The sequence below is a fragment of the Bradyrhizobium sp. USDA 4486 genome, assembly GCF_054057995.1.
Window position 1 is genome coordinate 5,426,865 of record NZ_JBSRZV010000001.1, and the last position, 21,255, is coordinate 5,448,119.

Below are 21,255 nucleotides of genomic sequence, written 5' to 3' on the forward strand. Positions count from 1 at the left end.
ATGTGACGTGAAGTACGGCAATTGCCCTGACATGATAAATGCTTCCTTAACGGAAAACGGCCCCGCGCCGTTGCAGCCGGGTTCGATGCCACCAACGCTTCCAGCGGATATGCTGCACAACCATGGATAGGGTCGACTGTGTCGTCATCGGAGCCGGCGTGGTCGGGCTCGCGGTGGCTCGAAAGCTCGCCCAGGCCGGGCGCGAGGTCATCGTGCTGGAGGCGGCCGAGGCGATCGGCACCGTCACCTCCTCGCGCAACAGCGAGGTCATCCATGCCGGCATCTACTACCGCGCCGGCAGCTGGATGGCGCGCATGTGCGTCAGCGGCAAGCACGCGCTCTACCGCTACTGTATCGAGCGCGGCATCCCGCACAAGAACTGCGGCAAGCTGATCGTCGCGACCAGTCCGAAAGAGACCGAGAAGCTGCAATCGATCAAGGCGCATGCCGAGGCCAATGGCGTGCTCGACATGCAGCTGCTGTCAGGCGAGGCCGCGCGCGCACTGGAGCCGGCCTTGGCCTGCGACGCCGCGCTGCTCTCTCCCTCGACCGGCATCATCGACAGCCACGCCTACATGCTCTCGCTGCGCGGCGAGGCGGAGGAAGCCGGCGCGGCCTTCGCCTTTCACACCCCGCTGATCCGCGCCAGGGCGGCCGGCGGCGTGATCGCGATCGACGCCGGCGGCGAAGCGCCGATGACCTTGCAGTGCAGCCTGCTCGTCAATGCCGCGGGGCTCTCGGCAACCGCCGTGGCGCGCCACATCGACGGCATGCCTATCGACCGGATTCCGCCGGCCTATCTCGCCAAGGGAAACTATTTCAGCTGCAACGCGAAGGCGCCGTTCTCGCGCCTGATCTATCCGGTGCCCGAACCCGGCGGACTAGGCGTGCATCTGACGCTGGACATGGCAGGGCAAGCGCGTTTCGGCCCCGATGTCGAATGGATCGAGACGATCAACTACGAGGTCGACCCGTCACGCGCCGAGCGCTTTTATCCGGCGATCCGCAAATACTGGCCGACGCTGCCCGACGGCGCGCTGATGCCGAGCTATTCAGGCATTCGCCCGAAGATCGTGCCGCCCGCGGTGGCCACGCAGGATTTCCTGATGCAGGGTCCGCGCGATCACGGCGTCGAAGGCCTGATCAATCTGTTCGGCATCGAATCGCCGGGACTGACCTCGTCGCTCGCGATCGCCGACCACGTCGCCGAGCTCGCAGGACTCTAAGCGCCGCGCAAACATCCCTGCTTGCGCGGTGCAGACCTTCCAGCAGGGACGAGCGCAACAGCGCTCATCCCTGCATGAAAGGGAGCTATCAACTCTACGCTGTTACGGGGGTTACTAGTGGAGCGTGTCGCCTTGCTTCAGACGCTCGATCTGGTCCTTGACCATCAACTTCCGGCGCTTCAACTCAACAATTTGCAGGTCGTCTGTTGAAAGGTGCACGAGAGCTTCGTGCAATTCGTTTTCGAGAAGTTTGTGCTTCCGCTCCAATTCAACAAGATGTGCCTGAATTGTCATTCGAAACCTCCTCGGTAGGGTTGAACCTCAGGATTCGATCCGGACGCGCAACTCTACATCACCGATTCGTTCTGTCGATAAGTATCCGTTGTCGCAGCTTCATTTTTGAAAATTCATATGTAACGAACCGTGAGTAAGGAACCGCGCTGGAAAAATCCATGATATCAATGCGCTTGCGCAGCGCTGCCGCGAATCGCTGAAACATCTCGCGGGAGATCGGTGAGCAGCGGCCCGAGATCGCTTGCGATCACGCCGCGCAAGGACGATAATTTCCACAGGGCATCCACAGCCTTAATCTCAAGCCCATCGGTTTTCGGCCACCGCAGACATGACCAATCAAGACGAGCGTGAGCTCGAAGCCGAGCTCACCCGGTTGCAGCAGGAACACCGAGATCTCGATGCGGCGATCGATGCACTGCATCAATCGCCCGCCCCCGACCTGTTGCGGTTGCAGCGGTTGAAGAAGCGCAAGCTGTTGCTGCGCGACCGCATCGCGTTCATCGAAGACCAGATCACGCCCGACATCATCGCCTGACCCGCGCCGGCGTTTCGCCGCAGCTTCAGCGCCTTCCAAATCCGCTTGACTCCAAAAGAACAAAATAGGAACATTCGAGAGCTCAACGCCCCCAGGAAAGCCAGAGGGCTCCGCAAGGAGCCCACATGAGGACAACGCAGATGTCGGCAACCGCTCTTCTCGACAACAGCCACTATGAACAGGCCTGCGATCAGGCGATCGCGATGTGCGACGGCAATCTGCGCAGCACCATCAAGGCGCTGATCATGGCCAACGAATATCTCGAAGCCGAGCTCGAGGAATTGCAGGCGGCGATTTCGGCCGGCTGCATTCCAGAGACCTCACGCAGCAAGATGCGGAGCAACAGCAGCGCCGCCTGATTTCTAGTCCCGGAGCAACGCCATGTCCGACGTGACCTACTACGTTGCAATGCCCTTTCTGATCGATGCCGATGGGTCGCCGGTCGCAGGCACCGCGGAGGAATGCCAGAGCTCGACGGCCGCGTTGCGGCGCGCCGAGATCATGTCGCATGTTGCAGGCCACATCGGCGCGGTCGCGTTCAGCCGAAGCGGCGATCCCATGACCGGCGAATTCGGCGACGCCACGCTGCTGCGGAAATTCGGCAACGTGCCGGAAGATCTCTCGACGCTGTAGAGTCAGCTGCTGACGAGCCTGATCTGCTCGTGCCGCCGGCGTGCCTTGCGCACATACATGGCAGCGTCTGCCTCCTCCAGGGCGCGGCCTGCCTCGGAGTGCGCTCCGAGCAGCGTGACGCCCGCGGATGCGCCCGCGGTCACGCTCTGGCCGCGAAAGCTGAACGTCAATTCGTCGATCGCCTGCTCGAGGGCCGCAGCTTTCGCCTTGGCATCGGTCTCGCTGAGATTCCAGAGCAGCAGCGCGAACTCGTCGCCGCCAAGCCGGCCGACCACGTCAGAGGCGCGGACCTGCCGCGTCAGCGTGGCCGCGATCGCCTTGAGCACCTCGTCGCCGGCCGCATGGCCAAAGGAATCGTTGATCGGTTTGAGGCGGTCGACATCGAGCACGATCAGCGCGCCGCTGGCGCGGTAGCGCTTCATGTAGGCGATAGCGCGTGCCAGCTCGCGCTCGAAGCCGCGCCGATTCGGAATCTCGAGCAAGAAATCGGTATCGGCAGCGGCTTCGAGTTCCGCAACCCGCAGCAACGCCGCCTTCAGCTTGCCCCTGAGATCGCGGATGGCGTTTGCGTTCTCCCTGGCGCTGCCGTCAGGCGCTCCGCGCCGCGCCGGCTCGGCAGAATGCTTGGCCGGACGCCTGGGGGCGGCTTTGGATCGGCTGACGCTGGTCTTCCGGCCCCTTTTGGCCTTCGCAGCATGCGCCCTTTTTGGTTTCTTCATGGGCATCCTGCTCAATGAAGGCTTGCGGGGATTCACCAAGACAGGATAGTGCATTCCCTTCTCCTTGCCACCGCCTTGCGAGCCGCCGGCCGGAACCGTTAATCTGGCCTATCTTTCTGTTTTCCGAGCACAATTGACGTCATGACCGCGCCGATCGCCATCATCATGGGAAGCCAGTCGGACTGGGAGACGATGCGGCACTCCGCCGACACGCTCGCAGCGCTCGGGATTGCCGCCGACACCCGCATCGTCTCGGCGCACCGCACCCCCGACCGGCTGTTTGCCTTCGCCAAGGGCGCCAAGGCGGCCGGCCACAAGGTCATCATCGCTGGCGCCGGCGGCGCGGCCCACCTGCCCGGCATGGCCGCGGCGCTGACTGAGCTGCCGGTGTTTGGCGTTCCCGTCGAATCCCGGACGCTCAAGGGCATCGATTCGCTCTATTCGATCGTGCAGATGCCCGCAGGCATTCCGGTCGGCACCCTCGCCATCGGCAAGGCCGGCGCCATCAACGCGGCGCTGCTTGCCGCTTCCGTGCTGGCATTGTCCGACCCGGCTCTGTCGGACCGCCTCGCCGCCTGGCGCAAGGCGCAGACCGAGGCGGTTGCCGAGCGCCCGGAGGACAAGGCGTGACCGACGCAAAGCAGGTGAAGCTGAAGCCCGGCGACACCATCGGAGTCCTCGGCGGCGGACAATTGGGGCGGATGCTGGCCATGGCCGCCGCGCGGCTCGGCTTGCGCTGCCAGGTGTTCTCGCCCGATCCGGACTCGCCCGCCTTCGACGTCGTGCTGAACGCGACCTGCGCCGAATATGCCGACGTCGAGGCGCTGGAGCTGTTCGCGGGCGACGTCGACGTCATCACCTACGAATTCGAGAACGTGCCGTCCGCGGCTGCAATGGTGCTGGACGCGCGCCGCCCGGTGCTGCCGAACCGCAAGATCCTCGAGACCACGCAGGACCGGCTCGCCGAGAAGGACTTCGTGACCAAGCTCGGCATCGGCACTGCGGCCTATGCCGATGTCACCTCCGTCTCCTCGCTGCGCGAGGCGATCCTGAGGATCGGCCTGCCGGCGGTGCTGAAGACCCGCCGCTTCGGCTACGACGGCAAGGGCCAGGCCATCATCCGCGAGGGCGACGACATCGCCAAGGTGTGGACCAGCCTCGCCACCAAATCGGCGATCCTGGAAGCCTTCGTGCCCTACGAGCGCGAGATCTCCGTGATCGCCGCGCGCTCGGCGACCGGCCAGGTCGAATGCTTCGATGTCACCGAGAACGAGCACCGCGACCACATCCTGAAGATTTCGCGCGCGCCTGCGCCGATCCCGGATGCGCTCGCTGAGGAAGCGCGCAGCATCGCCGGCAAGATCGCAACCGCGCTCGACTATGTCGGCGTGCTCGCAGTGGAGATGTTCGTGCTCGCCAACGGCACCGGGCCGAAGGTGCTGGTCAACGAGATCGCTCCGCGCGTGCACAATTCAGGGCATTGGACGCTCGACGGCGCCTCGGTCTCGCAATTCGAGCAGCACATCCGCGCTATCGCAGGCTGGCCGCTCGGTAAGCCCGTGCGTCACGGCGAGGTCGTTACCATGACCAATCTGATCGGCGACGAGATCCACGATTACGAGAAGTGGCTGAGCGTGCCGGGCGCGACCGTACATATCTACGGTAAGGGCGCCCCGCGCCCCGGCCGCAAGATGGGCCATGTCACCGAAGTCAGGCCGCCGAAATTCAAGTAGCGGGACCGCAGCCGCGACTATTGTTTGAGGCTGCGATCCCGCCTCTCCGCTACGCCGTCTTCACGCCGGCGACGACGCCGGTGGGCTCCTCGCTGAGCCAGCGATAGATCACCCCGCCCAGCGCGCCGCCGATCAGCGGTGCGACCCAGAACAGCCAGAGCTGCGCCAGCGCCCAGCCGCCGACGAACAGCGCCGGGCCCGTGCTGCGCGCCGGGTTCACCGAAGTGTTGGTGACGGGGATGCTGACGAGATGGATCATCACCAGCGCAAGCCCGATCGCGAGCGGCGCAAAGCCCGCGGGCGCGCGCCCATGCGTGGCGCCCATGATGACGAACAGGAACATCATGGTCATCACCACCTCGGTGATGAAGCAAACGACCATGCTGTACTGGCCGGGCGAATGCGCATCATAGCCGTTGGACGCAAAGCCCTTGGTGACGTCGAAACCGGGAGCTCCGCTTGCGATCACATAAAGCAGCTCGGCGGCGACGATCGCACCGCAAACCTGCGCGATGACGTAAGGCAGGATCTGGCCGGCCGGAAAGCGCCCACCGGCGGTAAGGCCGACCGTGACGGCCGGATTGAGGTGGCAGCCCGAGATGTGGCCGATCGCATAGGCCATGGTGACGACGCTCAAGCCGAACGCCAGGGAAACACCGACGAGGCCGATGCCGACCTGGGGGAAGCCGGCCGCGATCACCGCGCTGCCGCAGCCTGCGAATGTGAGCCAGAATGTGCCGATGGCCTCGGCGGCGTATTTCTTCATATCCATGTGGCGTCTCCCCTGATTGCAAGATCTCCGGATCAACTTCCGGAAAACGGCCCGTGTTGGGCACCAAATCACCCCAAATTAGGACCGCATGGGGCATTTTCGCCGCATTTAATGGCTGAACTTGGCCCGAAAACCCGCTTGCCCGGTGGACATCAGGGGTTTTGTCTGATACATCCGCGCCCTCAGGTTAAGGGCTTGCGCGTTTTGCCATCCCCTTTGACTTACCAGAATTCAAATCCGATCCACTGAAGAGGATGCCGCGTGCAGGTTCTCGTTCGCGATAACAACGTCGATCAAGCCCTCAAGGCGCTGAAGAAGAAGATGCAGCGCGAGGGGATTTTCCGCGAGATGAAGCTCCGCGGTCATTACGAGAAGCCCTCCGAGAAGAAGGCCCGCGAAAAGGCCGAAGCCGTGCGCCGTGCGCGCAAGCTGGCCCGCAAGAAGCTGCAGCGCGAAGGCCTGCTGCCGATGAAGCCGAAGCCGGTGTTCGGCGCCGGTCCCGGTGGTGAGCGCGGTGGCCGTGGCGGTCCGGGTGCTGGTCCGCGCGGACCGCGCTGATTTGCCGAACGTGTAAGATCTCAGTTTTCGATGACGCGGGCCTCCGGCCCGCGTTATTGTTTTGTGAGCGGTGCCTTGCTGGGACAGGGCGCTACCGATGCGGCACTGGCGCGCGACGAGATCGGGATAAATCGTCATCGCGCTTTGGATTGTTGTTCGAGCATGATCTTTTCGGAAGAGTGCTGCACACTTTTCCGGATCCTGTTCTAGCGCGAGCGAACGGTAGATGGCCTTCCCTTTCCCCGAGCGCGGCTTGGCGCGGCTCCGCCAGATCTGGCAGCAGCCGCTCGCGCTGACTTTGATGGGAGTTGCGCTGTGCGGATGCTCTTTCGACCTGGGATCGTTGATGCCGGAGAAGGACAAGCCGCAGGAGGCGCCCAAGGCGGCCGCCGCTGCCGAGAGCGCGGTCAGCGCCGGCAACGTCACCGAAGCTCAGGCCCACACGGCGAAGGCCCAATCCCTCGCCAAGTCAGGCGAGACGGCGTCGGCGCTCGACGAGTTCAATCGCGCGGTCGGGCTCGATCCCTACAATGCGCAGGCGCTCTATGGCCGCGCCCTGATCTATCAGAGCAATAACCAGCACGACTTCGCCATCGCCGATTTCAGCGCCGCGAGCGGGCTCAACCCGCAGAAGGCCGAGCCGCTGCTCGGCCGCGCCAGCAGCTATCTCGCGCTCGGCAAATTCAAGGAGGCCGCGGCCGACCTCGACGAGGCCTCCGAGGCCGATCCGCACAATGCCCAGGTCTGGATCGCCCGGGGTCAGGCCTATGAGCGGCTCGGCGACAAAGCCAAGGCGGCGGCATCGTACAACAAGGCGGTTGCTCTTCGACCGCGCGACGATGCCGCCCGCAGCGGTCTTGCCCGCGTCGGCGGCTGACGCTCTTGGCGCCGCGCAGGCGCCGTCTTAATCGGGGGTCCCGCTCTTCGGCAGAACGGCGTGGAACATCGACTTCATGCCGGACAGCATCTCGTCGGCGACATTGGTCTTCTTCTGCGGCGGCATGGACGCGCCGGCGTCGGCACGCAGGTCGAGCGGCGGTGCGATCACCGGAACGGGAATGTCAGCCGGGGGCGTGATTCGATTCGGATCGTCATTGCCGACCGAGGCCGTGTAGGACGGCGACGAGGTGCCATTGCCGTACGCCTCGGCGGACGGCGTGGACACCGTGATCGGCGGTGGCAACGGACGGACCGCAGACGGCTCCGCCGTCACGACACGGGGGGCCTCCGGGGCACGGGCGGCGTCTCGCATCGCAGGCTCCGGCGCTCTTTCGACCGGCTTGGTCTCGGCAGCCTTCGCCTCGGCAGCCCTGCCTTCAGGCGACTTGCGCAGGCGCTCGATGGCGGCGCGCGCCAGATCGTTGGCATCGGGCGTCGCGGCCGGGGATGCCGGTGCCGAATTGGCCTCCGCCACCGGTGCGGCCGGAGCAGAAGCTGCCGGCGGCAACTTGGCGGCCGCTTTCTCACGGGCGGGAGGGCGAGCGTGCGAAGCGGTCTCGGCGGGGGCAACATCCGCAGCCTTGGTGTCCGCAGCCTTGGTTTCGGACTTGTCGGCGGGCTTCTCGGCCGCGGCCTTGTCGGAGACGCTCTTCTCGGAGACACCCTTGGCCTTGACACCGGGCGCCGGGACATTGGCGACGTCGGCGGGCTTGCCGCTCTTGGCGGCGTCGGCGGGGGCGACCACGGCCGCAGGGGCGTCGGCCGGCTTGGCATTGATGTAATGATTAACGATGTAGGCCCCGATGATCGTCGCGAGCACCGAGGGGAAAATATCCATCGAGATTTTAGCGAGGTATTTCAGCATTTCTCGGCCACTCCCCGCGCGATCTGATGCGGGAACTTTGGGGCATTGTAAGGGATCAACTGCGACGGATCGATGGCAAATGGTTATGCCAGCCTTACGGCTTCAGCTCGATCTCAAGGAACACGATCTCGGTTGAGGTTTCGTTAAGTACGTCATGTTGAACGCCGGCCTTGCGAAAGTAGGATTTTCCCGCCGCAAGCTGCGCCTTGGACCGCTCGCCATTGGGCGCCACGATGGTCATCTCCCCCGCCACGACGGGAACAATGACGTAGTCCATGCCATGGGTGTGATGCCCGGTGGCGGTGCCAGGCGCAAGCCGCCACTCGGTCACCCGGACCTCTTCGTTGTCGACCTGAACCTCGGAGCTGGCGGGTAGCATCGGAACCTCTTTTTGGGGCGTGGCGCTTCAGGGCACGAACACCATGAACACGTAGACGGCAAATACGACCATATGGACCAGCCCAAACAGGACGTTGGTCCTGCCGGTGCCGAAGGTCAGCATGCTCAACAAGAATGTCAGGAACAGCAGCACCGTGTTCTGGGGGTTGAGGCCCAGCACGAGCGGCTGGTCGAGCACATAGGTGGCGATCCCGACCGCCGGGATGGTCAGGCCGATCGTTGCAAGCGAGGAACCGAGCGCCAGATTGATGCTCTTTTGGAGGTCGTTCTTGCGCGCCGCCGCGATCGCCGAGACGCCCTCCGGCATCAGGATCAGGAGCGCGACCACGAGGCCGGCAAAGGCCGGCGGCGCGCCGATCATGGCGGCGACGGCATCGACCACCACCGAAAACTTCTTGGCGAGCAACACCACGGCGCCGAGAGAGATCAGCAGCAGCACGATGCTGAGCGCCAGCATGTTTGCCGAGAGATGGCCAGCGCCACCCTCGCCGCCCTCTGACTCGTGCACGAAATAGTCCCGGTGGAGCACCATCTGGGTGTAGAGAAACACGCCATAGAGAACGATCGTCACGAGGTCGACGAAGCCGAGCTGGAGCGCCGAAAAGACCGGTCCCGGCGTCGTCAGCGTATAGTTCGGCATGATCAGGGTCATGGTCGCCAGCACGAACAGGACGCTGAGATAGACGTTGGCCCCGGAAACCTGAAACCCCTGCTCGCGGTAGCGCAGTCCCCCAATCAGAACGCAGAGGCCGACCAGCCCGTTGCAGACGATCATCACCACCGCGAACACGGTGTCGCGCGCGAGCTCCGGCGCAGGCTTGTCGCCGAGCATGATCGTGGTGATCAGCGCGACCTCGATGATGGTCACCGCAAGGGTCAGGAGCAGCGTCCCGTAAGGCTCGCCGATCCGCTCCGCTATCACTTCGGAGTGATGCACGGCTGCGAACACGGTCCCGAACAGGATCACCAGCAGGACGATCGCAAACACGATCCCGCCGACCGAAACGGTGAAGCCGTAGCCAGTTGCGGTGACAATCAGGAAGAGCAGCACCGCCAGTGCGGGAAACAGCCAGGCCGACCGCGGCATCGGTCCGTGTGCGCTCATGTCGTCGTGTCTCCCATGTCCATCGACAGGATTATGCGACATGCAATCGCCGCCGTCAGCCTCCGGGAGCGTTGATGAATTGCCGCGCCGTCTGCATCGCGCCGAAGTCATCCAGGTTTTCGTGGCCGCCCCCCGGAAAGCGGACGAATTTTTTCGGCTCCTGGGCCAGCGCGAACAGACGCTCGCCGAAGGCGATCGGGATCGCGGGATCGTTAGTGCCATGCATGATCAGCAGAGGCGCCGTGACATGTGCGATGTGCTGGTCGGAACGGAACTGATCCCGCATGAGCAGACTGACTGGCACGAAGCGGAACATCGAGCCGGCGACATCCATCGTCGAGCTGTAGGGCGCCTCCAGGATCAGCTTGCTGACGGGATGTTCGGCCGCGATGGGCACCGCCACGCCGCTGCCGAGCGAAAAGCCCCAGGCGATGATACGATCGCGCTGTAACGCTGCGCGGTGAACGCGTAAGCGGCTGCGGCGTCCTGCAGCAGGCCCTGCTCGCTCGGAGATCCCGTCGAGCCGGCGTAACCGCGAAACGAAAGCGCCACGAGGCCGGTACCGTCAGCGGTGATCGCCTTGAAGCGGGCGACGCGGCCGGCAAGGAAATCGCCATTGCCGTGGAAGAACAGCACGACGGGACGTCCGGGTTTGGCCGGCACGTGCCAGACGATGACCTTCTCGCCATCGGCGGTGGTCAGAACATGCTCCTCGGCCTCGGGGAGGCCGGCGGCGGCAGGCGCGGTGCGGCCGACCGGCGGGATCGGAAACAGCATCTCGCGCTGCCTGAAGAACAGCACGGCCAGTCCGATCAGATAGAGAACGGCGCTGACGATCAGGATCCATTTCAGGATTGTCATCGCGATGCGCAATCCAGACCTGCCCTACTATTTGCCGCGCCGAGGCTCGACCAGCTTCTCGACGTCGGACTTGATGCTGGCGGGAATGCCGCGACACGCACAGGCTTGTGCGTGCGCGACGTGCCACCGGATCCGCTGCTCGCGCCTCGCCCGGAGCGGCATGCGATGAAGGCGATGCCACTCCCGGTTCAAGGCCATCGCCGCAGCCTCACATCCTCTTGCCTTACATCGCCTTGACGATGTTCTCGGTGACCTTCTTGGCGTCGCCGAGCAGCATCATGGTGTTGTCGCGATAAAACAGCGGATTGTCGATGCCGGCATAGCCCGACGCCAGCGAGCGCTTGATGAACATCACGGTGCCGGCCTTCCAGACCTGAAGCACGGGCATGCCGTAGATCGGCGAGGACTTGTCCTCCTCGGCCGCCGGGTTGGTGACGTCGTTGGCGCCGATCACGAAGGCGATGTCGGCCTGTGCGAACTCGGAGTTGATGTCCTCGAGCTCGAACACCTCGTCGTAGGGAACGTTGGCTTCGGCCAGCAGCACGTTCATGTGGCCGGGCATGCGGCCTGCGACCGGGTGAATGGCGTATTTCACCTCGACGCCTTCCTTCTTCAGGATGTCGGCCATCTCGCGCAGCGCGTGCTGGGCCTGCGCCACCGCCATGCCGTAGCCGGGCACGATAATGACCTTGGAGGCGTTCTTCATGATGAAGGCGGCATCATCCGCCGAGCCGAGCTTGGCGGGCTTCTGCTCGCCCGTGCCGCCGCCAGCAGCGGCCGTCTCGCCACCGAAGCCGCCGAGGATGACCGAGATGAAGGACCGGTTCATCGCGTGGCACATGATGTAGGACAGGATCGCGCCGCTTGAGCCCACCAGCGCGCCGGTGATGATCAGCGCGGAATTGCCCAGCGTGAAGCCGATGCCGGCCGCCGCCCAGCCCGAGTAGGAGTTCAGCATCGAGATCACGACCGGCATGTCGGCGCCGCCGATCGGGATGATCATGAGCACGCCGAGCAGAAGCGCCAGGATGACGTTGAGCCAGAAGAACACGGCGCTGCCGGTGACGACGAGGCCGACGATACAGGCGACCAGCGCCACCGCGAGCACGACGTTGATCACGTGGCGGGCCGGCAGGATGATCGGAGCGCCGCTCATCCGCGCCGACAGTTTCAGGAACGCGATGACCGAGCCGGTGAATGTCAGCGCGCCGATGGCAACGCCGAGCGACATTTCGACGAGGCTCTGGGTATGGATATTGCCGGGCGTACCTATATCGAAAGCCTCGGGCGCATAGAACGCGCCGGCGGCGACCAGCACCGCGGCCATGCCGACCAGCGAGTGGAACGCGGCGACCAGCTCCGGCATCGAGGTCATCGGCACGCGACGGGCGATCACCGCGCCGATCGCGGCGCCGATCGCGATGCCGACGATCACCAGCACCCAGGCGAGGCCGTCTGCCGGCGGATGATTGGCAAGCGTGGTGGCGACCGCGATCGCCATGCCGATCATGCCGAACAGATTGCCCTGGCGCGACGAAGCCGGGCTCGACAGCCCGCGCAGCGACAGGATGAACAGCACTCCCGCCACGAGATACAGAAATGCAGAGAGGTTGGCGCTCATCTCAGGTCCCCATTGATCCCATCAGCCCGAGGTGGCCGCTTACTTCGACTTCTTCTTGTACATCGCCAGCATGCGCTGGGTGACAAGGAAGCCGCCGAAGATGTTGATGCAGGCAAAGATCAGCGCCACGAAGCCGAAGGCGCGTGCCCAGCCCGAACCGCTCGAAACATTGGCGACGCCGCCGGCGAGCAGCGCACCGACCACGATCACCGAGGAGATCGCGTTGGTGACGCTCATCAGCGGCGTGTGCAGCGCCGGCGTCACCGACCAGACCACGAAATAGCCGACGAAGACGGCGAGGACGAAGATCGACAGCCGGAAGATGAAGGGGTCGACGACCTGTGCTGCATGCTCCATGACGGGTCTCCTTAAACCTTCGGCTGGAAGTTCGGGTGGATCACCGCGCCGTCCTTGGTGAGGGCGGTGGCCTTGACGAGCTCGTCGTCCCAGTTGACGGCGAGCTTCTTCTCCTTCTTGTCGACCATGGTCTCGATGAAGGAGAACAGATTGCGGGCATAGAGGCTGGAGGCCGAGGCCGCGACGCGGCCGGCGACGTTGGTGTAGCCGACGATCTTGATGCCATCGAGGTCGACGACCTCGCCGGGCTTGGCGCCCTCGACATTGCCGCCGCGCTCGACGGCGAGGTCGACCAGCACCGAGCCGGGCTTCATCGACTTGACCATGTCGGCACTGACGAGCTTCGGCGCCGGCCGGCCTGGGATCAGCGCGGTGGTGATCACGATGTCCTGCTTCTTGATGTGCTCGGCGGTGAGCGCGGCCTGCTTGGCCTGATACTCTTTCGACATTTCCTTGGCGTAGCCGCCGGCGGTCTGCGCGTTCTTGAACTCCTCGTCCTCGACGGCGAGGAACTTCGCGCCAAGCGATTCCACCTGCTCCTTCGTCGCGGGACGAACGTCGGTCGCGGTCACGACGGCACCGAGACGGCGCGCGGTCGCGATCGCCTGGAGGCCGGCGACGCCGACGCCCATCACGAATACTTTTGCGGCAGGCACGGTGCCGGCCGCGGTCATCATCATGGGAAAGGCGCGGCCGAAGGCTTCGGCGCCCTCGATGACGGCGCGGTAGCCGGCAAGGTTCGCCTGCGAGGACAGCACATCCATCACCTGCGCCCGGGTGATGCGCGGCATCAATTCCATGGCGAAGGCGGCGACGCCGGCATCGGCCATCGCCTTCAGTGCAGCCTCGTTGCCATAGGGATCCATGATGGCGATGACGAGCGCGCCGCGCTTGTACTGCGCAAGCTCGGACGCCTCAGGGCGCTTCACCTTGATGATGATGTCGGCATCCTTCAGCGCATCAGCGCTGACGGTGGCGCCGACGGCGGTGAATTCGGAATCCGGGAGGCCCGATTTGAGGCCGGCACCTGGCTCGACCGCGACCTCGGCGCCCAGCGCCTTGAATTTCTTCACCGTATCAGGCGAAGCGGCGACGCGCGGCTCCGACGGATCGATTTCCTTGGCAACGGCGATCTTCATAGTCCCTCCGGCGGCGCGGGACAGCGCACGCACAAAAAAACAGCGTTACTCCCGCAACGTTCGTTACCGGTTTTAGAACCGGCTTGGATGCAAATATTGTAGGCAGCTGCCGCCGCAGACGCAGGCAGCCGCCAGATCGATCAGATCAGGTCAGGAAGATCGCCATCAGGATCACGATGAGCGCGACCGACGCCGTGCCGTATTTCACGAGCTTGATGAAGCCCTCATAGGTCTGCTCGTGGGCAACGTAGTCGTTGCCGTCGGCGGTGGTGTACGCCACTTCGCTATGGTCAGCCATGGATTGTCCCCAGTCGAGAGCCGAAATATTGGGCTGGGATACCGCAAACCTTCCGGCAGGGCAACGGCAGGCAGGCGCGGTTTTGCCGCAAATCAGGTCATTTGGAATTCCGATTGCCGCGAATCCGGCTCTCGTGCGGCTCAACCCTGATCGATCATCGTGGCGGCGACGCTCGCCGTACGCCGCTGCAGCACCGCGAGACCAAGCGCCTCGCGCACCGCATCGACGGCGGGCTCGCCCGCCGCGGTGAACCGGGCCGTCCGCGGCGCGACGCCGGACCCGACCGCCACCGGATTGTCACCGGAGAGGAAACCATGAGCCATGTGGAAACCGAGCGCGCGGTAGACCTCGAACTGCTCTTCAGAGAAGAACTGGTCGCCCGTGGTCTCGTGGGGGAAACGGTCGTTTCGGCGCGCGTAATCGCGAATATAGTCGTTCTCGTCGCCATTGAGCGAGGACTTGATGTAGACGAGATAGCCTCTTTCATCGCCTCCATAGTCGATGGTGCCGATGGCGACGTGCACGTGGTCTTGCACCATCTCGTCATGATCGTCGGCCGCCGCGGGATCGCCTGCCTTGGCGGCATTGCGGGCCATGAGCTTACGCGTGCGCTCGCGAATCGGCATCCACGGCAGGTCGATCCGCACCCCGAGATCGATGCGGGCATAGCGCTGCAACGTCATCAGGGAGCCGAAATTCATCGGCGCATCGGCTTCTGCGTCGACCGCGATGATCAGCCTGCAGCGCCGGCGCAGCAGTTCGTAGACGCCGAGATTTTCGATGTGGCCGCCATCCGTGAGGTAGACGCTGTCGCTGTTCTCGTACAGGCGCCCTGAGATTTCGGACCAGAAATAGAGCGGCGTGGAACGGCGTTGCGGCCGCACACGCTCGTCGACGTAGCGCGGATTCTTCAGCCAGTAGCCGAGCCGTACGTTGAGGAGCGCAAGCGTCGGCGTCAGTGACTTGATCGAACTCGACCCCATGTTCGAGGAAGCCGCGGCGCCGGAAATCGCCATTGCGGTCGCGAGGTCGAGACTTTGCTCATCGTCCTGGACGAGACGGGTGGGCGCATAGCCTGTGGCCTCGCTGCCGACATTCAGCGCGGAGAACAGGAAGAAGTCCGCGTTGCGGCCACGCCGGTTGGCAAAGTCCGAACCCTGGATATTGAGTGCCGTGTTGATGAGCTGATAGGGCGCGTGCAGCTTCGGCGTGGCCGGCAGCCCCGGAATTCGCGCCGCCTCGGCCGGAACTGCATAGAGATCCGTCAGCTTCATGCGATCGAGCGCCCGGAAATCGCGCCCCTGATCGAGGCTCGCTTCGGCGCGCGCGACGCCCCCGTCGGCCGACCGTGTCGGGTCGAACAGGAACGCCTTGCTCAGACGATCGCGATAGAGCCGGTGCAGCGAATTCGCATTTGGCGTCAGGAGGAACGAGATGGCGAACAGGACGATGCCGGCAAACGTGTAGAGGATCACCTTCGGCAGACTGTAGGAATAGGCGAGTTCCGAAGCCTCGCCCTTGAACAGATCGGGAAAACGGACCTGGACCACGGGTCCGACTTTTTCGGCCAGGAATTCAAGCCAAGCAGGCGTGTGCCAGGTCGGCGTCAACCGCTCGGTGTCGTCGACGACCGGCGGCGCGGCCTTCGGCGTAATCTCGGCGGACAATGTGCCCTTGCCGGCATCGAACTGGATCCTGCCGGCGAGGTTGCCGGAGGGAACGTTCGACTTGGCATTCGCCAGGCATTCTCTTTGCGAGGCTGCCCCCAGACCCGCCGGACATTTCTCGAACAAGTCGTTGGAGATGCCCCAATAGGACAGATAGAGGTATGCGACCCAGACGACGAGCGGAAGCGCGAGGCCCGCAATCCATAGCGCGACCTTGGCGACGATCTTGAGGATCAGCGAGCTGCGCTGCGAGGATGCGCCGTTTCCCTTCAACAGTTCTGCGAATTGCTGCCTGAATGCGGTGACGAAAACACCAATTGGCGCAGCCGCGGCCGCCAGCGACTTGATCCAGACGATCGCAACACCGGCGGCCGGTCCACCGATTGCGGCGCTCTCGGCGACATCGAACATCTGCTCCAGCATGAAGGGCTGAAATTCGAAGAAGGCGATCACTGCCAGCAGCACCAGGAAGGTCGCCCCCACGCTCGGCCAATGGGAACGGAACTCCTGCCGATTCTGCGGGCTTGCGAGTGACTGCTTGAGAGCCCATCCGAAAAACAGCACGGCCCCGAGGATGGCGATCGCGAGCGTCAGCGCAAAATGTCGGACCTGGAGGAAGCGCGCGAAATCGCAGGCAACACCCAGCAACAACGCGATCCCGCCAACGTAAGCGAGCACGACGCTGGGCCCGCTGCCGCGGACAGAGCGCAATGCGAAATAGGCAAGCCCGCTGCAAAGGAACATGACCAGGGCAATCGCGGCGCCGAACGTGCTGAAACCATAGCGATCGACGCTGCCGAAATTGTACAACTCGCACAGCTTTCTGTTGCTGAGGCTGACACCAAAGACATTGGCATCCGTCAGGCAGCTCCGCAGCGGCGTCGACCACACGGTCACGGCGGCCAAGAGCAGCACGACGGGTAACGTCAGGCCGACATTGGCGACCAGCCCGCGCACGACGATTGCAATTCCAGTGAGAAGATCGCGGGCCCCGGCCGGGATCAGATAGTTGGAATAGTTGCGGAGATGTCCGACCGAAGGCGTGTCGCTGATCTCGGCGGCCGTGACGGTTCCACCGACCGGCCTCTCGCCGAATACAAATCGCCGCGCAGCCGTCATGGTGGCGCTGAGAGAGGTGCCGATATAGCCGCCGCCCGATACCGTGGAGAGATAGTCGATCCGCCCGATCAAATTGTGGTGGTTCAACGCCTGCAGCACGCCGAGGCACAGGGCCGACGAGCGGATGCCGCCGCCGGACAATGCGAGCCCGGTAACGTCGAGCAACTGGCAGCTTTCAAGGCGATCGGGATCGATTCGCCGATCTGGCTCACGCCGGGTGTTTATCGCCGCAATTTCGTCGCGGACGATCTGATGGTGCTTCTCGCACCAGGGAATTTCCTGCTCGATCGCGGCAGCGTTTTTCGACTCCGGAGTCGGCGCGGCAGGTCCTTGATCGAGCATGGGTGCCTCACCAGGCAAAAATCGACCAATCGACAATCAATAGTTGAAAAGCAATTTCGCAATATCTCTTGAGTTAGTCTGGCGGTTTGCGCCAACGTTCAATCCCACGTAGCAAAATGTTGGGGGAAGCCGCGAGACCAGGTCTCGGCCCAGGCCGTTGGAACCCGCGGCAACGCCGCCGCCTCAGCCCATCGCCTCCAGCTCGTCGATCATGCCGGCGATGACCGAGAGGCCGCCGTCCCAGAATTTGGGATCCTTGGCATCTAGCCCGAATGGCCGCAGCAGCTCGGAATAATGCTTGGTGCCGCCGGCAGCGAGCATGTCGAGATACCGCTCGGCAAAACCTTCGGCCGCGTGCTCGTAGACGGCGTAGAGCGAATTCACCAGGCAATCCCCGAAGGCGTAGGCGTAGACGTAGAACGGCGAATGGATGAAGTGCGGGATGTACATCCAGTAGTTCTCGTAGCCCGCCTTGATCTCGATGGCGGGCCCGAGGCTCTCGCCCTGCACCGACAGCCAGATCTCGCCGAGCCGCGTCGCGGTGAGCTCGCCGTTCTTGCGCTCGGTGTGGACCGCGCGCTCGAAGGAATAGAACGCGATCTGCCGCACCACCGTGTTGATCATGTCCTCGACCTTGCCGGCGAGCAGGGCCTGGCGCTGCTTTGCGCTCTTGGTCTGCGCGAGCAGCCGCCGGAAGGTCAGCATCTCGCCAAACACGCTCGCGGTCTCCGCCAGCGTCAGCGGCGTCGGCGCCATCAGCGCGCCGTTCTTGGCCGCCAGCACCTGGTGCACGCCATGGCCGAGCTCATGGGCGAGCGTCATCACGTCGCGCGGCTTGCCCTGGTAGTTCATGAGCACGTAAGGATGCGCCGACGGCGTGGTCGGATGCGAGAACGCGCCCGGCACCTTGCCCGGGCGCACCGGCGCATCGATCCAGCGGTCGGTGAAAAAGCGCTCAGCGATATCGGCCATTTTCGGCGAGAAGCCCCGATAGGCCGTCAGCACCATCTTGCGCGCATCGGGCCAGCCGATCACGTCGGTTGCGGCAAAGGGCAGCGGAGCGTTGCGGTCCCAATAGGCGAGCCGCTTCTTGCCGAACCACTTCGCCTTCAGCGCGTAATAGCGATGCGACAGCTTCGGATAGGCCGCGCGCACCGAGGCGACCAGCGCATCCACCACCTCGCGCTCGACGCGGTTGTTCAGGTGGCGGGAATCCGCAACGTCCTGAAAGCCGCGCCAGCGATCGGAGATGTCCTTGTCCTTGGCGAGCGTGTTGGTGATCAGCGCAAAGGTGCGCTCATTGGCCTTGAAGGTCTTTGCCAGCGCTTCCGCGGCAGCCTTGCGCTTTAAGCCGTCGCGGTCCTGCAACAGATTGAGCGTCGGCTCGATCGCGAGCTCTTTGGCGCCGACCTTGAAGCGCAGGCCGGAGATGGTCTGGTCGAACAGCCGGTTGAAGGCGGAATAGCCGGTCTGCGCCTTCTCCAGGAACAGCTGCTCGAGCTTGTCGTCGAGCTGATACGGCTTCTCCTTGCGCAGATCCTCGATCCAGGGACGGTAATGCGCCAGCTCCGGCGCTTGCATCGCGCGGTTCAAAATATCGTCATCGATACGATTGAGCTCGAGCGCGAAGAACAGCAGATGCGTGGACGCCGCCGTCAGCCGCTCCGACACATCGCCGTAAAACTTTGAAATCTTGGGATCAACGCTGTCGCCGGCGTGCACGAGGCCGGCATAAGAGCCGAGCCGGCCGGCGAGATCGTCGATCGCCTCATAGCGTCGGACGGCTTCGGCGAGCCATTTTCCGCCATCTTCGTTTGCTGTCCCTGTCGCGAGCCTGCCCTTGTAGTCGGTCTCGAACGCGACGCAATCGGCATCCATCTTTTCGAGATCGCGCGCCACTTCCGGCGCATCGATCCCGGAATAGAGATCGGCGAGGTTCCACTCGGGAAGCCTGCCGGTCTTGCTCGCGGCTTTGGAGGGTTTTGCCTTGGCGGCAGATTTCTTGGTGCTTGGCTTGCGGAGTGCTGGCTTGGCGGCGGGCTTTTTGAGAGCAGACTTCTTCGAGGCGGATTTGGAGCGCGAATTCATTGTGAGGGAAACCTGTGTTCAACAATCGCGACGGCGAGCGGGGGGCATCAAGGTTTAAGAGTGCGTTAATCGGCTTCGGCCAGAGTGACCCGATTCGAGACAAATAGTAGTAGCGTGCGGGGAACACCATGGCTGCCTGTATTTTGATCGCCGACGACGACGCTGTAGCCCGCCGTCTGGTCGAGAACATGGTGCAGAAATGCGGCTACGAAACGGTGGTCGTCGATTCCGGCGACGCCGCGATCGCCACCCTCACCGCCCCCGACGCGCCGCCCATCGACGCCGTCATCCTCGATCTCGTGATGCCCGGCCTCGACGGCATGGGCGTACTGGCGAAGATTCGCGACGCCGGCCTCAGCATCCCCGTCATCGTGCAGACCGCCCATGGCGGCATCGACAACGTCATCTCGGCGATGCGCGCCGGCGCGGCCGATTTCGTCGTCAAGCCCGTCGGCGTGGAGCGGCTCCAGGTCTCACTTCGCAACGCGCTCAACACCAGCGCGCTCAAAGGCGAATTGCAGCGCATCCGCCACAGCCGCGAGGGCCGGCTAACCTTCTCCGACATCATCACCCGCGCCGAAGCAATGGCACCGGTTATGCGCGCCGCCCAGAAGGCGGCAGGCTCCTCGATCCCAGTGCTGATCGAGGGCGAATCCGGCGTCGGCAAGGAAATGTTCGCGCGCGCCATCCATGGCAGCGGCGAGCGCAAGGCCAAGCCGTTCGTCGCGGTCAATTGCGGCGCGATCCCCGACAATCTCGTCGAGTCCATCCTGTTCGGCCACGAGAAGGGCGCCTTCACCGGCGCCACCGAACGGCACACCGGCAAGTTCGTCGAAGCCCATGGCGGCACGCTGTTCCTGGACGAGGTCAGCGAGCTGCCGCTGACCGCGCAGGTCAAGCTGCTGCGCGCGCTGCAGGAAGGCGCGGTCGAGGCGGTCGGCGGCCGCAAGCCGCTGAAGGTGGACGTCCGCATCATCTCGGCGACCAACCGCAAGCTGCTGGAGCGGGTGAAGCAGGGCCATTTCCGCGAAGACCTGTTCTACCGCCTCCACGTGCTGCCGCTGACGATCCCTTCGCTGCGCGCCCGGCGCGAGGACATTCCGCATCTGCTTCGGCATTTCCTGGCGCGCTTTGCGGCCGAGGAGAACCGCCCGATCACCGGCATCAGCGGCGAGACCGTGGCCCACCTCTCCCAGCTCGATTGGCCCGGCAACATCCGCCAGCTCGAAAACGCGGTCTACCGCGCCGTGGTGATGAGCGACGGCGACCAGCTCGGCCTTGGCGACTTTCCGCTGCTCAGCACGCAGCCGCATCCCGCAACGGAGATCCCGACCGCCCCGCTGATGCTGGAGCCGGTGGCGGCGGCCCCAGTGGTATCGGGTAGCGAAATACCGATCGCGCCGCTGCCCTTGGCTGGTTCGCTCTCCATGTTGACCGCGACCGGGGACGTCCGCGCGCTGGAGGACATGGAGAGCGAGATCATCCGCTTCGCGATCTCGCATTACCGCGGGCAGATGTCCGAGGTGGCCCGCCGCCTCAAAATCGGCCGCTCCACCCTCTACCGCAAACTCGACGAGGCCGGGGTTCCCGGTCATGGCGGCAAAAGCGGCGAGGAGACGCATTGAACCTGATGCGAACGGAGGTTCGCCTGAGCTGGCGAGGCCGCCGCAAGCCGTTGAAATATGTCAAAATTCGCCAGCGATCCGAACCGTGACCTGGAAGTGACAGACACAGGGAAAAGCGCGCCGCGGGGGCGCACAATCCGTTGCAAACAGGCCTCCCTGAAGTCAGTTTGTGGTGAGTTGCCCCCGGGGAGCGCTGGCTGCAAAACCGGGGCCTGTGTATCGTCTGCGTAGGAGTCTCTGCTCAGGAGTCGTTGCGTGCAGGCGTGCAACTTTCGCGAGGCCGGCGCGGTCTAGCCGAAGCTCATTTGGACGACAACGAAGCTGTTCCACGCGGAACAGTTCACCCGAGGGTGCGACACA

Annotated in this window: 21 protein-coding genes and 1 pseudogene; 9 read left to right on the forward strand and 13 right to left on the reverse strand. The window is 64.1% G+C overall.

The window, feature by feature from the left end; translation table 11 throughout:
* Positions 1-122 precede the first annotated feature (122 nt).
* On the forward strand, positions 123-1,226 hold the full coding sequence (locus tag ACVWY3_RS25700; RefSeq protein WP_456840957.1) for an NAD(P)/FAD-dependent oxidoreductase: 1,104 nt from the start codon (positions 123-125) through the stop codon (positions 1,224-1,226).
* Between the two features lie 114 nt (positions 1,227-1,340).
* Here the strand turns inward: ACVWY3_RS25700 and ACVWY3_RS25705 are convergent, their stop codons facing one another.
* Positions 1,341-1,520, reverse strand: coding sequence for a YdcH family protein (locus ACVWY3_RS25705; protein ID WP_025034152.1), 180 nt, complete (start codon positions 1,518-1,520; stop codon positions 1,341-1,343).
* A 328-nt stretch (positions 1,521-1,848) separates the two neighbouring features.
* On the opposite strand from ACVWY3_RS25705, the gene ACVWY3_RS25710 reads away from it, so the two are divergent.
* The 3 genes from ACVWY3_RS25710 (at position 1,849) to ACVWY3_RS25720 (ending at position 2,688) form a co-directional block, all read left to right on the forward strand.
* Positions 1,849-2,055: a YdcH family protein gene (locus tag ACVWY3_RS25710; RefSeq protein ID WP_456840958.1), complete on the forward strand. Its 207-nt coding sequence runs from the start codon at positions 1,849-1,851 to the stop codon at positions 2,053-2,055.
* Positions 2,056-2,195: 140 nt separating this feature from the next.
* Positions 2,196-2,414, forward strand: a complete 219-nt coding sequence (locus tag ACVWY3_RS25715; RefSeq protein WP_456843461.1) for a hypothetical protein — start codon at positions 2,196-2,198, stop codon at positions 2,412-2,414.
* 22 nt (positions 2,415-2,436) lie between these two features.
* Positions 2,437-2,688, forward strand: a complete 252-nt coding sequence (locus tag ACVWY3_RS25720; protein ID WP_456840959.1) for a hypothetical protein — start codon at positions 2,437-2,439, stop codon at positions 2,686-2,688.
* A 2-nt stretch (positions 2,689-2,690) separates the two neighbouring features.
* On the opposite strand, the gene ACVWY3_RS25725 is transcribed toward ACVWY3_RS25720, so the two are convergent.
* Complete coding sequence (locus ACVWY3_RS25725; RefSeq protein WP_456840960.1) at positions 2,691-3,407, reverse strand: GGDEF domain-containing protein; 717 nt, start codon at positions 3,405-3,407, stop codon at positions 2,691-2,693.
* A gap of 141 nt (positions 3,408-3,548) precedes the next feature.
* Here ACVWY3_RS25725 and purE point away from each other — a divergent pair, with 141 nt between their 5' ends.
* The gene (gene purE / locus ACVWY3_RS25730; RefSeq protein ID WP_456840961.1) at positions 3,549-4,037 is read left to right on the forward strand and encodes a 5-(carboxyamino)imidazole ribonucleotide mutase; all 489 of its coding nucleotides are present in this window, start codon (positions 3,549-3,551) and stop codon (positions 4,035-4,037) included.
* Positions 4,034-5,140: a 5-(carboxyamino)imidazole ribonucleotide synthase gene (locus ACVWY3_RS25735; RefSeq protein ID WP_456840962.1), complete on the forward strand. Its 1,107-nt coding sequence runs from the start codon at positions 4,034-4,036 to the stop codon at positions 5,138-5,140. The genes purE and ACVWY3_RS25735 overlap by 4 nt, the downstream gene beginning before the upstream one ends.
* Positions 5,141-5,189: 49 nt before the next feature.
* Here the strand turns inward: ACVWY3_RS25735 and aqpZ are convergent, their stop codons facing one another.
* A complete protein-coding gene (gene aqpZ, locus ACVWY3_RS25740) occupies positions 5,190-5,912 on the reverse strand; it encodes an aquaporin Z (protein ID WP_456840963.1) in 723 nt (240 codons plus the stop codon).
* Positions 5,913-6,173: 261 nt separating this feature from the next.
* Between aqpZ and rpsU the strand changes: the two genes are divergently transcribed.
* Entirely contained in the window at positions 6,174-6,470 is a 297-nt protein-coding gene (rpsU, locus tag ACVWY3_RS25745; protein WP_027545547.1) for a 30S ribosomal protein S21, read from the forward strand.
* A gap of 226 nt (positions 6,471-6,696) precedes the next feature.
* Positions 6,697-7,347, forward strand: a complete 651-nt coding sequence (locus tag ACVWY3_RS25750) for a tetratricopeptide repeat protein (protein WP_456840964.1) — start codon at positions 6,697-6,699, stop codon at positions 7,345-7,347.
* Between the two features lie 27 nt (positions 7,348-7,374).
* On the opposite strand, the gene ACVWY3_RS25755 is transcribed toward ACVWY3_RS25750, so the two are convergent.
* The 10 genes and pseudogenes from ACVWY3_RS25755 to ACVWY3_RS25800 all read right to left on the reverse strand — a co-directional run bounded on the left by ACVWY3_RS25755 (position 7,375) and on the right by ACVWY3_RS25800 (position 19,270).
* Entirely contained in the window at positions 7,375-8,274 is a 900-nt protein-coding gene (locus ACVWY3_RS25755; RefSeq protein ID WP_456840965.1) for a hypothetical protein, read from the reverse strand.
* A 94-nt stretch (positions 8,275-8,368) separates the two neighbouring features.
* Complete coding sequence (locus ACVWY3_RS25760; RefSeq protein ID WP_456840966.1) at positions 8,369-8,653, reverse strand: cupin domain-containing protein; 285 nt, start codon at positions 8,651-8,653, stop codon at positions 8,369-8,371.
* A gap of 27 nt (positions 8,654-8,680) precedes the next feature.
* On the reverse strand, positions 8,681-9,778 hold the full coding sequence (locus tag ACVWY3_RS25765) for a calcium:proton antiporter (protein ID WP_456840967.1): 1,098 nt from the start codon (positions 9,776-9,778) through the stop codon (positions 8,681-8,683).
* Between the two features lie 55 nt (positions 9,779-9,833).
* Positions 9,834-10,639 (reverse strand): annotated as a pseudogene (locus tag ACVWY3_RS25770) (alpha/beta hydrolase).
* 223 nt (positions 10,640-10,862) lie between these two features.
* Positions 10,863-12,260, reverse strand: coding sequence for an NAD(P)(+) transhydrogenase (Re/Si-specific) subunit beta (locus ACVWY3_RS25775; protein WP_456840968.1), 1,398 nt, complete (start codon positions 12,258-12,260; stop codon positions 10,863-10,865).
* A 39-nt stretch (positions 12,261-12,299) separates the two neighbouring features.
* Positions 12,300-12,617 (reverse strand): proton-translocating transhydrogenase family protein, encoded by a 318-nt coding sequence (locus tag ACVWY3_RS25780; RefSeq protein ID WP_014492434.1) that lies wholly within the window; start codon positions 12,615-12,617, stop codon positions 12,300-12,302.
* A gap of 11 nt (positions 12,618-12,628) precedes the next feature.
* The gene (locus ACVWY3_RS25785) at positions 12,629-13,756 is read right to left on the reverse strand and encodes a Re/Si-specific NAD(P)(+) transhydrogenase subunit alpha (RefSeq protein ID WP_456840969.1); all 1,128 of its coding nucleotides are present in this window, start codon (positions 13,754-13,756) and stop codon (positions 12,629-12,631) included.
* A 145-nt stretch (positions 13,757-13,901) separates the two neighbouring features.
* Complete coding sequence (locus ACVWY3_RS25790; protein WP_008136857.1) at positions 13,902-14,054, reverse strand: aa3-type cytochrome c oxidase subunit IV; 153 nt, start codon at positions 14,052-14,054, stop codon at positions 13,902-13,904.
* Positions 14,055-14,194: 140 nt separating this feature from the next.
* A complete protein-coding gene (locus ACVWY3_RS25795; RefSeq protein ID WP_456840970.1) occupies positions 14,195-17,182 on the reverse strand; it encodes a cell division protein in 2,988 nt (995 codons plus the stop codon).
* A gap of 183 nt (positions 17,183-17,365) precedes the next feature.
* Positions 17,366-19,270: a M3 family oligoendopeptidase gene (locus ACVWY3_RS25800; RefSeq protein WP_456840971.1), complete on the reverse strand. Its 1,905-nt coding sequence runs from the start codon at positions 19,268-19,270 to the stop codon at positions 17,366-17,368.
* Positions 19,271-19,398: 128 nt separating this feature from the next.
* Between ACVWY3_RS25800 and ACVWY3_RS25805 the strand changes: the two genes are divergently transcribed.
* Positions 19,399-20,895: a sigma-54-dependent transcriptional regulator gene (locus ACVWY3_RS25805; protein WP_456840972.1), complete on the forward strand. Its 1,497-nt coding sequence runs from the start codon at positions 19,399-19,401 to the stop codon at positions 20,893-20,895.
* Positions 20,896-21,255 lie beyond the last annotated feature (360 nt).